Raw genomic sequence first — 12,533 nt, forward strand, 5'->3', positions numbered from 1 at the left:
CCTTACGGTGGTGGTGTTCCGCCCGCGGGGGCCGCAGGCGGCTGGGGATTTCCGGAAGTGTGCTGAAGGTACTGCTCCAGATAGCTGTTGTCGGTGAAGAGCCCTTCGGTGAACAACTCCAACGTGGGAAGCATGGTGTCGGCGTAGAACTGCTCCATGACGGATTCGAAGTCGTCAAGGGCCGTGTCGGGGTGCATGGTCAGGCGGACCACGAGGGCGCCGACTGCCTGGTAGATGAGAAGTCGAACGCGGGCTTCCTCGTCGCGGCTGGGCACCACCAGCCCGCGCTCAACGGCCTCGCGGGTGACGAGGAGTGATTCTGCAACCAGCGCCTCGATGAACTCGCGCCCGGCAGCTCCGCCCTCGCGCACGCTGCGCAGGATGTACACAAGCAGGATTCCGCTGCCCTTGTCAGGAGGGAACGCGGCAAAGAGCCGGGCCGGGCTTGCGTGGATGCTCTCTGCCTTGAGGGTTCGGTAGCGTTGGAGCACAGTCGCATCGCACTCCGCCCGCAGCGCCTCCTTGGAACCAAAGTGGTGGCGCACCAGCCCTGCGCTGACACCGGCACGAGCGGCAATGGTGCGCAGCGACTCGCCAAATCCCTGCGCGGCGAAGCCTTCAATGGCCGCGTCACGCAGCCTTGCCCTGCCCGTCAAATCCGTCTGGGCTGTCCTCATGAATAGCAGACTACCCGCATGTATAGCCGCTGGCAATGGGTTGGTGATGGGCCATACTGGCACTATGGAAAATCGATCAGGGCTTGCCCCGCTGGAAGACGCCTGCACGGTTGTTTTGCTGCGGGATGGTGCCGAAGGCCTTGAAACCCTGATGCTTGAACGGCCCAGCTCCAGCAGTTCCTTTGGTGGGGTGTGGGTTTTCCCGGGCGGCAAGGTGGACCCCGAAGACCGCACGGAAAAAACGGGCGGCCAGCTTGATTCACTCGCTGCCGCGCGTGCCGCGGGACTGCGTGAACTTGCCGAGGAAACGGGGCAGCAGCTTTCCCCCGACGAACTGGTGTGGCTGGCCCAGTGGATCCCCATGCAGCCCATCCCGCGCCGCTTCCGCACCTGGTTCATGCTGGCTGCCGCAACGTCGGAGCAGGTGGTGCTGAACTCCGCCGAACATGAAAAATACGCCTGGCTGACGCCTGCGGAAGCCCTGGCCAGGCATGCAGCCGGAGCCATGGAGCTCGTGGCACCCACCTGGGTCACGCTGCACAACCTGGGCACCATGGGCTCGGCGGCACAGGCCCTTGAACGGGCCAGGGAAGGCTCACCCTTTGTCTACAACTCACATTTGCTCATGCCCAACGCCGACGCCGGCCCCGCAGGCGTTGTCTGGGCCGGCGACGCAACCTATCCGGGTTCGCAGGAGCCGGCCGGTGCGCGGCACCGGCTGATCACTACGGCACTGCCCTGGATATTTGAACACACCGCCTGAGCAGTCTGAACCGAAGAAGAATGTCCCTCTACGGAAGTAGGAAATCATGGCTGGCAAGAAGTGCGGAAAGAAGCATTGGAAAGACCTGGGCAAGGGCGCCAAATGCGCCATTGCGCTGGGTGCCTGTGTGCAGCTTGGCCTGCAGGCGGCAGCCCTGCGCGACCTTTCCCAAAGAACCCCGGCGCAGGTCAACGGAGCCAAGGCAACGTGGGTGGCGGCGTCGTTCATCAACTTCGCCGGCCCGATCGCCTACTTCCTGCGCGGACGCAGACAAGAATAGGACTCCGGCTGCTGCTAGTCAGCCCGCTTCCAAACTGTGCGGCACCTTGCTGAAACCGACCTTGCTGAAGCGGACTCGCGCCCCGGGCGACAACTGCGCAGCCTTGCCGAGGTCTTCGGCCAGCACCACACCGAGCACCGGGTAGCCGCCTGTGACGGGATGATCGGCCAGGAAAAGCACGGGAAGGCCCGACGGCGGCACTTGCAGCGCGCCCTCGACCATCCCTTCGCTGGGCAGCTCCGCCGCGGGAGTAGGTTCGGTGTGACGGTCTGGATCTGTCCGGTTTGCGCCGGCCCGGACCAACGGGGTGCCCAGCAGTCGCAGCCCAATCCTGTTTGACTGTCCGTCCACACCCCACTCCTGGCGCTCAAAAGCGTCAAGGGAGTGTGGCGCGAACCAGTCTTGCCGCGGGCCCGGCAAGTAGCGCAACACAGTGCAGTCTTGCGGTGAAGGCGGAGCTGCTTCGGGAAAGCCAACAATGCTGCCGAGCCGGGCGGGTGCCACGGGCAGGAACATGCCGGGCTGCAACGGAGCCGGCCCGAGCCCAGAGAGCACATCCGTGGCGCGGCTGCCCAACACCGGCGGCAGCTCGATACCCCCACGCACGGCAACATAGCTGCGGAATCCACCGTCGCCGCGGGCAGGGAGCAGGCTGACGGTTTCGCCGTCGCGCAGCACAAAGGGAGCGTCCAGGGGAACGGACCGCTCCGCACCTGTGGCGTCTTCAAGGAGAAGGGCCACCGGGCCGCCCGCAACGGCCAGCACGTGGGTGCCTGCAGCTTTCAGCCGGAGTCCTGCCAGGACGGTCTCAAGCCCCGCAGCCCCGGCAGCCCCGGCCGTCCCTGGCGTTCCCGCTGCCACGCCCGCCATGTCGTTGGCAACGGCAGTGCCGGTGTTGTTGCCCACCATTCTGTTGGCCCGGCGCAGTGCTGCCCTGTCCAGTGCGCCGGAAGCCGTTACGCCCAAGTGGGCAAACCCGGGCCTGCCCAAGTCCTGCACAGTTGTAAACATGCCGGCGGCCAGCACGTGCAGGCCGTGTTCGGCCTCGGAGGAACCGGTGGATTCAGCGGTTGGCGCCGGGGCAGTCAATACCGCGGCACCCAGTTTGGGGGCGGGGGAGGGAGCCAACTCAATAAGTGCGCGCACGGGGGTAAAACGGACGGTGTCGCCCGGCTGGATGAGCGCCGGTACTGTCCTTGCGGCATCCCACAGCGCGTCGGCGCAGCGGCCCAGCAATTGCCAACCGCCCGGCGTCGGGCCCGGATATACGGCGGAAAGCTCCCCGGCAACGGCAACCGAGCCCGCCGGAACCACAGTGCGCGGTGTGGCTCGGCGGGGGATGGACACTGCGCGGTCCATGGGAGTGAGGTACATGAAGCCGGGGGCAAATCCGCCAAAAGCGGCCACCCAGTCCTGCCCGGAATGCCAGCCGAGCAGGGTCTCGCTTCCCATGCCTGCGAGCCGGGCAGCGTCTTCGAGGTCGGCGCCGTCGTATATGGTCTCAAGGGTGTGGACGGCCCCCGTGGCGGCGGCCTGTTCCGGCAGCCTGGCCTCCAGCACCAGCCGCTTGACCCGCGCCAGCGTGGAGGGGGAGTCGCAGCGCACCAGCACGGTTCGGGCTGCGGCGACAACGTCCTGCACGCCGGAAAATCGAGAGCCGGCCGCCGTGGCGTCCGCCCGGGTGTCCACCGGGGTGTCCGCCCGGAGCAGGGCCTGCAAAGCCATGACTTGGGCAAGCGAGTCGCACTGGAGCAGGAGGGCTCCCTGCCCCATGCGGAGCACGCGCAGGACCGGCACCATTTAGGCGAAGCTGCCAATCTCAACGCCCGCGTTGGACAGGGCGGCACGCACGGCGCGCGCCATGTCCACTGCCCCGGGGGTGTCTCCGTGCAGGCACAGGCTCCGGGTGGTGAGCTTGACCCGGCTGCCGTCCACGGCCGTCACCTCCTGTCGAAGGGCAATGTCCAGGCTTTGCGCCACCACGGCGTCAATGCTGTGCAGCACGGCCCCTCGTTGGGTGCGGGAGACCAGCGTGCCGTCGGGGTTGTAGGCGCGGTCGGCAAACGCCTCGGTCACCACCGTCAATCCGGAGGCCTCTCCCAGCAGCTGCACTTGCGACTGCGGGGCAACAAGGATTGCCAGTCCCGGATCCACGGCGAGCACGGCTGAAACAACAGCCTGCGCCTGGGCGCTGTGGTGGACAATCGCGTTGTACAGGGCGCCGTGTGGCTTGATGTAGCGCACCGTGGCACCTTCCGCCCGGGCCATGGCCTGCAGCGCACCGATCTGGTACACCAGCTCCTGGGTGAGTTCATCAGGATCCACATCCATGAAGCGCCGGCCAAAACCAGCCATGTCGCGATAGCTGGGGTGCGCCCCAATCACGACGCCGGCGGCGGCGGCCGTTGCGCAGCTACGGCGCATGGTGGAAGGACCGCCGGCATGAAAACCACACGCGATATTGACGCTCGAGACCTGGGCCATGATGGCGGCATCGCCGTCCAAGGGGGACTGGTCCAACAACTCGCCCACGTCGGCGTTGAGGTCGAGGCGACTGGCCAGTGCTGCGGATCGCGTGGTCATGGCTGCCTTGTCCGGCACATTAAAGCAGGCCCAGTTCCGCGACGGCGTCGCGCTCGGACTGCAGCTCGGCCACCGAGGCGTCAATGCGGGTGCGGGAGAAATCGCTGATCGGCAGACCCTGCACAATGCTGTACTTCCCGCCCGAGGTGGTGACGGGGAAGGAACTGACAAGGCCTGCCGGGACGCCATGGGAACCGTCGGACGGAACAGCCATGCTGGTCCAGTCGCCCTCGGGGGTTCCCTGCACCCACAGCCGCATGTGTTCGAGGGCGGCATTGGCGGCCGAGGCTGCCGAAGAGCCGCCGCGCACTGAGATGACCTCGGCCCCGCGCTTGGCCACGCGGGGAATGTACTCGTCGGCGATCCACGCCTGCTCCACCAACGACGTGGCAGCGGCACCGCCCACCGTGGCATGGCTGATGTCCGGATACTGGGTGGCAGAGTGGTTGCCCCAGATGGCCACCTTCTTGATGTCCGTCACTCCGGCACCGGTTTTGGCAGCCAGCTGCGCCACCGCGCGGTCGTGGTCAAGGCGCGTCATTGCGGTAAAGCGCGACGCCGGAATGTCCTTCGCGTGCGAGGCCGCGATCAAGGCGTTGGTATTGGCAGGATTGCCCACCACCACCACCTTGATGTCATCGGCGGCACCGGCATTAAGTGCCTGCCCCTGGACGGAGAAGATGCCGCCGTTGGCGGCGAGCAGGTCGGCACGCTCCATGCCCGGGCCGCGCGGACGCGAGCCCACCAGCATGGCGATGTTGGCGCCGTCGAACGCCTTGATCGGATCGTCAAAAACTTCCATGCCGGCCACCAGGGGGAACGCGCAGTCCATCAATTCAAGCACTGTGCCTTCGGCGGCCTGGGCAGCCTGCGGAATTTCAAGCAAGTTCAGCTTGATCGGCACAGCCGGGCCCAGCATGGCGCCGGAAGCGATCCGGAAAAGGAGGGCATAACCAATCTGGCCTGCGGCTCCGGTGACGGTGACTGTGACAGGGGCGGGAGCATGTGCATTCATGGGGCCAGTCTAGCCCGGGAGGCCCGTCACAACAGCTGGTCGGCCGGGCGGCAACCTGCTTGGCGGAGATGTGGGGGAGGCCTGCGGTGGGAAACTGCCATGAGCAACACCGGAGGAAATACCGCTGGGTGGCAGCAAGGAGCGGGAGCCGCCCATCGGCTGATCCCGCTTCCTTACGCCTATCGCGCAGTTGTTTCCGGATCTTGGAGCTGCAGCACCACGGCGTTGCGCGCCGCAACGGCCACGGACCCATTGTTGAGCGAGGTTCCTTGCTGGTGGGCATCATTGGCGGCCTGGCCGCCGTCGTAAAGCACTGTGCCCGAAAGCCCGTTGACCGTGGCCGGAGTATCGGCATGGTTGAGCAGGAACAACACGCTGCCGCGTTGGACCGCCTCAACCCCTGGCACCTGGACCGGCAACACAGGAGAGATTCCCGCTTCGGCCAGCACAGCGGAGATAATGTCCCAGCGTCCCCTGGCATCCGGATTCGTCCCCACGTACCAGGCAGCACCCTGCCCGTAATCCCGCCGAGTGACGGCGGGCGCACCGGGCAAGTCCAGGCTGTCGAAAGTGGCCTTGACAACGGCACCGCCGCCGTCGAGAAGTTCCAGCTCTTCCACCCAGCCGATGGCATTGCCGCCAATCGAGGCCCCGCCTGCGGCCAGCAAGGGCACGCTCGGGCGGGTGGCAGGGGTCTTGACCATGGAGCTGATCGGCTCGTAGGCGGCATCCAGGTCAGGACCATCCAACGCTCCGGCGGCTTCAATCCCGGTGGGCTGCGGGGAGACGCCGATGGGTGCATAATCCACCACGCGGACACCCAAGAGCGGCGCCAGCGGGCCCAGATAACCGCCAAGCTGCGCATGCCCGTCGGCGTTCAAGGCGCCGCTCAGGGCCCCGACCACCACGTGGGCGCCCCGCTCCACGGCCTGCGCCAGTGCGGCAGCAAACTTCTCACTGAGCTGGAACAGCGACGGGACCACAATGAGCTTGTACCTGCCTAGATCATGGTCCGGGTGTACAAAATCGGTGGCAATGCCGGATTCGAAGAAGCTGGCATGCCAGCTTTTGGCCACGCTCAACGGCTCGATCTCCACCGGGCCAATGGCGTTGCGCTGGGCCCAGGCACTCTCCCAATCCCAGACAATCGCCACCTCGGCCTCAACACGGGAACCGGCGACGGCGCTGATGCTGCCCAACGCTGCGCCGAGCTCGACCACCTCGGCCCAGGTTCGGCTTGCGGTTCCGGAGTGCGGGAACATGCCTGAATGGAAGGTCTCCGCTCCGGAGGCGGACTGCCGCCATTGGAACTGGCAAATGCCGTCGGCACCGCGGGCAACGGCCTGCAGCGACCACAACTTGTACTGCCCCGGCCGCTTGACGGCGTTGCGGGTACGCCACTGGACCGCGGAGGTGGTTTGTTCCAGCTGGATGAACGGCTTGCCGCCGCCCAGGGAACGCATCAAATCCGACTCAAAGGCGAATTCGCGGGCGGCCCGCGGGTCCGAAGGATCAGGGTATGAATCGTTGCTGATGATGTCGATGTCTGCCGCCCACTTCCAGCCATCCACCCAGGCAAAAGCGCCCATGAAGTTCGTGGTGGCGGGAATGCCGGGGGTGAGCTCGTCCAGCACGGCCTTCTCAGCCTTGTAGCAAGCGAGCAGGGCATCGGAGCAGAAGCGGTTCCAGTCCGTCATCATGTTCGGGTTGGGCAAGGTTGGCATGCTGGCAGGCGGGACAAATTCGGCCCACTCCGAGTACTGCTGGGACCAGAACCGGGTGCCCCACACCCGGTTGACCTCCTCCACCGTGGCGTAGCGGTCCTTCAGCCATTGCCGGAAGGCCTCAGCGGACTCCGGGTCAAAGCTCTCGTGGACGTGGCAGCCGTACTCGTTGTTGATGTGCCACATCTTCAGGGCCGGGTGCTTGGCGTAGCGTTCGGCGAGGGCGCGGACCATCGTCAGTGCCTCGCGCAGATAAGTGGCGCTGGAGGGGTTGAACTGCTGCCGGGAACCGTAGCCGAGGCGTACGCCGTCGCGGTTTACCGGAAGCGTATTTGGATAAAGATGTCCCAACCACGGGGGAGGGGAGGCGGTGGCGGTGGCCAGGTCCACGGAAATGCCAGCCGCGTGCAGCTTGTCCATGACGGTGTCCAGCCAGCCGAAGTCAAAGACGCCCGGTTTTGGTTGCAGCACGGCCCACGAGAACACTCCAACGGTGACGAGATTGACGCCGGCCTCGCGCATAAGGTCAATGTCCTCATCAACTTTCGCGCTGGGCCATTGCTCCGGGTTGTAGTCGCCGCCGTAGGCGATTGCGGGAATCATCCCTTGGTACCTCCACTGCTCAGATATGGGCATTTATGTATGTGTGCACGCTCACACATGTCTGAAACCACTATAGGAGAGTTGTTTGAAAGCGCAAAAGGCACGATGCAACGTTCGGCGCGGGTCCTGTTCGGCGCTGTTCCCATTCTGATGGGCTTGACTTTCTGGGGCGGCCCCTGCTGCGCCGTAGGCTGGGATTCGCAAGCCTGGCTTACTATGGGAAGAACCCCAGTCAAAGGAAATATTTCGGCAATGAGCAACGAGCAGCCTGAAACCGGGCGTGCCCGGCGGGTTACCATTTTCGACGTCGCTGCCGCCTCGGGGGTCTCCCGCGGCACCATCTCCCGCTACCTCAACGACAGTGGCTACGTCTCCGAGAGCGCCCGCCAAGCCATCAAGGACGCCGTGGAAGAAGTTGGCTACGTACCCAACACGGCTGCACGGTCATTGGCAACTCGGCAAACCAAAAATATTGCCTTCGTGGTCCATGAATCACACAATATGTTTTACAACGACCCCAACCTCGGGGGCATGCTCACCGCCGCCAACAGGGTTCTCTCCGAGGCGGATTTTCAGCTGGTTATCTTGATTCTGGACACGGAACAGACCCTGAGCCGCATAGCCGGACATCTTCGCGGTGGCTATGTCGACGGGGCGATCCTGGTGTCGGTGCGGGCCGAAGACCCGTTGTTGCGCATTGTGCAAGAGCTGGGCATACCCGCCGCAATGGCCGGCCGGCCGGCCGGGGCAAGCAGCGTCCCCTGGGTGGACGTGGACAATGTCGAAGCGGCCAGGGGCATTTCCGCACGTTTGGTGGGCACCGGGCGGAAACGCATTGCCATGATTGAGGGGCCGGAAACCATGCGTGCAGCCAGGGAGCGCCTTGCGGGGTTTACTTCTGCCGTGGGTGCGCACTTCGACGCGAACCTCGTGATCCCCACCCCGGACTGGGGCCACGAGTCGGGCTTCGACGCGATGCGGGAAATACTGCGTCGGGAGCCTGCCGTTGACGGCGTTTTTGCCGCCTGCGATGCCATCGCCATTGGTGCCATGGATGCCCTGCGTGAGGCCGGAAAATCCGTTCCGGGCGACGTCGGCGTGGTCGGCTTCGATGACAGCCTCTGGGCCAAGCGCTCATTTCCCGGCTTGTCCACAGTGCGGCAGCCGGTTGAGGAGATGGGGGCTCGCATGGCCGCCATGGTGTTGCGCCAGCTCAAGGGCGAGGACCTGCGCCACACCCACGAAATTGTCCCCACCAGCATTGTGTGGCGCGACTCCGCCTGATCCGGGCAATGCAACGACCGGTTCCCCGTCTAGCTGTTATCTGTAACATTTGCCTCGCTAAAGATCTTTTGTGATACCTTTCACACAATTGTGTGCACGCTCACAGCCTCGACGGTGTCGACGCGTGCGAGAGCCCGACTCGATAAGGAAAATTGATGAAGAGACCTGCATTGCTGGCTATGCTCAGCGCCGCGCTGGTGGCGGGCGGGCTGGTTGCCGCCGGCCCCGTCGCCGCACAAACCAACTTCCCGGAACCAGCCCCCGTCAGCGGTGTCGGTGCTGTTGGCGCACCAGCTGCCGCCGTGGCCCCCACCGCCGTCGGAAACCTGTACTTTCTAGACTGTGGTGCCACTGCCAACGGTGATGGCGCGATCGGCAACCCCTGGAACTCGCTGACGACAGTCAACGAAACCACCTTTGCAGCAGGCGACCAGCTGCTGCTCAAGCGAGGCAGTGCCTGTGAAGGCACCTTGCGGCCGCTGGGTTCGGGCGAAGCGGGTGCCCCCATTGTCATTGATGCCTATGGAAGCGCTGCTGCCAAGCCCATCATCAACGGTGCCGGCATTGACGCAACAGTGCAGCTGTCCAACCAGCAATACTGGGAAATCCGCAACCTGGAAATCACCAACACCGATGTTGATTCGAACAAGCACTACAAGAATGAACGTCGCGGAGTAGTCGTCAAGGTCCAGGACATTGGCCAGGCCAATTACTACCGGATTGAAAACCTGAACATCCATGATGTCTATGGCGAAGGCAAGAAGGACCTCAAGGGTTCCGGCGGCATCCAGTTTGAGGTTTACGCTTCCGACACCGTCTCCGAGCGTGTGCCCACCTGGTTCAACGACGTGGTCATCGCCAACAACACCGTTGAGAACGTGAACCGCAGCGGCATCAACATGTCCACACGCTGGAAGTGCCGGGCCGAGGTCGGATGGAATGGTTGCGCCGGCGAGGACCGGGTGAACTTGCCGTGGACGCCTTCAACCGGGCTGGTCATTCGCGGGAACACCGTGAAGAACATCGGCGGCGACGGCATTGTTGTCCAGATGAACAAGAACGCCCTCGTGGAATACAACACCGTCTCGGACACGGCCAATATTCCCAACGGCTCCAACGCCGGCGTTTGGGCGTGGAATGCCGACGGCACCACGTTCCAGTACAACGAGGTCTTTGAGACCAAGAAGCTCCCCGGAAACAACGACGGCAACGCCTTCGACGTTGACTTCGGCACCAATGACACGCTGTTCCAGTACAACTACAGCCACGACAACGAGGGCGGCATGATGCTCTTCTGTGGCTGTGGCGGGCTGTCCACCCAAGCCACCTTTCGCTACAACGTCTCGGAAAATGATCACGACCGCGTCAACTTTGTTGCCGGGGGAACTCAGAACGAGTTTTACAACAACACCATCATCCTGCCGAACACTGCAGGGCACCTGCTGAACAACACCCAGGGTTCGGCCATGTCAATGCTGATGGCCAACAACTTGTTTGTTGCCTCGGCGGCAGTGGTTGACCAGTCCACAGCCTCACCCAATGCGAAGACCATCCAGTGGCGCAACAACGCCTTCTCCGGTCCCGGCGGCGCCTGGCCGGCGGACCCGACAGCCGTCACCATCGAAGACAAGCTGGCGCTTGCCGCAGGTACCGGCCTGGAACGGTTCAAGATCCAGGACTCCAGGATTGCTGCCAAGGGTTTGCCGATCGCCCCTGTTGGAACAGTGGATTTCTTTGGTAACCCGGTCCCGTCCAGCTGCGCCCCCGACATTGGCGCTTTCCAGTTCACGGCAGTCGATGACAGTAACTGTGACGTCGACGGTGCCACCATTGCAGCCGGTGCCGCACTGACCGAGGTGCCGGTCCGCACGAACACCACCTACATGGTTTCGGGCACGCTTGCTGCAGGCGCCACCCTTTCAGTCACAAACCCCAAGGGCTTTAAAACCCCGGCTGGCGCCAACGGTAAAGTCATCTTCTCCACAGCACTGGACGCCACAACTGTCGCCGTCAACTGTGACGGCACGGCGGGCTGCTCCGCTGTGAGCATGGTGGAAATCGATGACAGGATCGTTGATGGTTCCTTCGAGTCGCTGAACAATACCCCGTGGACCGCCTGGAACACGTCCCGGGATGAGGCCAAGGCAGCCTCGGGCAACTTTGCGTTGAAGATTTCGGGTGCAGGCTCCACCGAACAGTTCCCGGTGGTGCTCCAGCCTGACACCGACTACTTGTTCAGCGGTTGGGTATCATCCGAGGACGGCACGGATGTGCGCCTGGGCCTGAAGAACTTCACCGGAAACCAGGATGAAAACAATCCCGATCAGTTCCAGAAGTTCGTGGGTGTTTCAACCCCGGAAATGAAGTACACGACCATTGCCTTCAACTCCGGCAACACCAAGGCTGTGACGGTTTACTGCTACAAGCCAGGGGGAGCCGGCGCCGGTTTCTGTGATGACATCACCATGACCGCAGCCACTCAGGCCCCCGTGGCGTCCTTGACCCCGGTGGACACCACGGTCACCGAAGGCAACGACGCGTACTTCTTCAGCAACTTTGTTGGAGCTCCCCGCACTCCCGTGCTGTGGCAGTCAAATGTTGCAGGAGTGTGGACCGACATTGTCGCAACACGCGGCACGGCACTGACAGTTCCGGCCGTGACGGCTGAAATGAACGGCACCCAATACCGCGCCCTGATCAACGGGCCAACGGGCCAGGTCGTTTCCGAGCCGGCCACCTTGAGCGTCACCGCGCCTCTGGGCGCGCCTGTTGTGACGGGACAGCCCGCCGATGTGCGCGCCACCTCCGGTGATGCTGCAGAGTTCGTTGCCGCGGCTGCCGCGAATCCGGTGGCCACCGTGCAGTGGGAAAGCTCCACCGACGGTGAAAACTGGGAAGCAGTCGTCGGTGCCACGAAGGCGACACTTAGCCTCGCCGATCTCACCACAGGGCAAGATGGCGCTCAATTCCGTGCCGTCTTCAGCAATAGTCTGGGCTCCACCACCACCGATGCAGCCACGCTGACAGTGGAGGCTGCCGCAACGCAGCTGCCGACGGCAACGGACAAGCCGACGGATGGGGCAACTGACAAGCCCACGGATGTGGCAACGGACGATGCGACCAACGATGCAACGGATGAAGCAACAGCCACGGACGACACCACGGATAATGCGGGCGCTCCGACAGCCGGCACGACAACGAGCTCCTCCTCCAGTGCTGCAGCAACGAGCGGCAGTACCGAAGGCGACTTGGCCAACACTGGTGCAAGTTCTGTTTCCATGATGATCATTTCAGGTGGGCTGCTGCTCCTTGCCGGTGGCGTCGCGGTCTTCAGCCGCCGCCGCAAGCACGCCCACTAAGGCGTCGGCTGCAACTGACTCCGCTCCTTGACGAGACAGCATGCAGAATGGGAAAGAACCGCGGCCGGGCCCCCCTGCCCCCCACGGCCGCCGCCGGGTGATTCGCCGCGCCCACACGGCCCCCCGCCTGGTCCGCCCCGGCGAGGCACCCGGACCCAAACCCGAACCATAGTGCCCCCCCAAGGAAGGCGACCCCCAACCCACCAACACACGTAATGCTAACAGCACAAAGACACGTTGATCGG

At 64.0% G+C, this 12,533-nt stretch carries 9 protein-coding genes; 4 read left to right on the forward strand and 5 right to left on the reverse strand.

The features are described 5' to 3' along the window. Positions 1 to 2: 2 nt before the first annotated feature. Complete coding sequence (locus QMG25_RS14880; protein WP_283461569.1) at positions 3 to 677, reverse strand: TetR/AcrR family transcriptional regulator; 675 nt, start codon at positions 675 to 677, stop codon at positions 3 to 5. 64 nt (positions 678 to 741) lie between these two features. On the opposite strand from QMG25_RS14880, the gene QMG25_RS14885 reads away from it, so the two are divergent. Continuing rightward, the gene (locus QMG25_RS14885; protein ID WP_283461570.1) at positions 742 to 1,440 is read left to right on the forward strand and encodes an NUDIX hydrolase; all 699 of its coding nucleotides are present in this window, start codon (positions 742 to 744) and stop codon (positions 1,438 to 1,440) included. 46 nt (positions 1,441 to 1,486) lie between these two features. After that, positions 1,487 to 1,720, forward strand: coding sequence for a PLDc N-terminal domain-containing protein (locus QMG25_RS14890; protein ID WP_283461572.1), 234 nt, complete (start codon positions 1,487 to 1,489; stop codon positions 1,718 to 1,720). Between the two features lie 18 nt (positions 1,721 to 1,738). Here QMG25_RS14890 and QMG25_RS14895 read toward each other — a convergent pair whose 3' ends face one another. The 4 genes from QMG25_RS14895 to QMG25_RS14910 all read right to left on the reverse strand — a co-directional run bounded on the left by QMG25_RS14895 (position 1,739) and on the right by QMG25_RS14910 (position 7,645). Beyond that, positions 1,739 to 3,520, reverse strand: coding sequence for a 5-oxoprolinase subunit B/C family protein (locus QMG25_RS14895; protein ID WP_283461574.1), 1,782 nt, complete (start codon positions 3,518 to 3,520; stop codon positions 1,739 to 1,741). Beyond that, positions 3,521 to 4,303 (reverse strand): LamB/YcsF family protein, encoded by a 783-nt coding sequence (locus QMG25_RS14900; RefSeq protein ID WP_283461576.1) that lies wholly within the window; start codon positions 4,301 to 4,303, stop codon positions 3,521 to 3,523. It lies immediately after the preceding gene. Positions 4,304 to 4,322: 19 nt separating this feature from the next. After that, entirely contained in the window at positions 4,323 to 5,318 is a 996-nt protein-coding gene (locus QMG25_RS14905; protein ID WP_283461579.1) for a malate dehydrogenase, read from the reverse strand. A 179-nt stretch (positions 5,319 to 5,497) separates the two neighbouring features. Then, on the reverse strand, positions 5,498 to 7,645 hold the full coding sequence (locus tag QMG25_RS14910) for a beta-galactosidase (RefSeq protein WP_283461582.1): 2,148 nt from the start codon (positions 7,643 to 7,645) through the stop codon (positions 5,498 to 5,500). Positions 7,646 to 7,897: 252 nt separating this feature from the next. Here QMG25_RS14910 and QMG25_RS14915 point away from each other — a divergent pair, with 252 nt between their 5' ends. Both QMG25_RS14915 and QMG25_RS14920 read left to right on the forward strand, forming a co-directional pair. Then, on the forward strand, positions 7,898 to 8,929 hold the full coding sequence (locus QMG25_RS14915) for a LacI family DNA-binding transcriptional regulator (protein WP_283461585.1): 1,032 nt from the start codon (positions 7,898 to 7,900) through the stop codon (positions 8,927 to 8,929). 155 nt (positions 8,930 to 9,084) lie between these two features. Further along, the gene (locus tag QMG25_RS14920) at positions 9,085 to 12,288 is read left to right on the forward strand and encodes a DUF8696 domain-containing protein (protein ID WP_283461588.1); all 3,204 of its coding nucleotides are present in this window, start codon (positions 9,085 to 9,087) and stop codon (positions 12,286 to 12,288) included. Positions 12,289 to 12,533 lie beyond the last annotated feature (245 nt).

Source organism: Arthrobacter sp. H35-D1 (genome assembly GCF_030063185.1).
Lineage (GTDB): Bacteria > Actinomycetota > Actinomycetes > Actinomycetales > Micrococcaceae > Specibacter.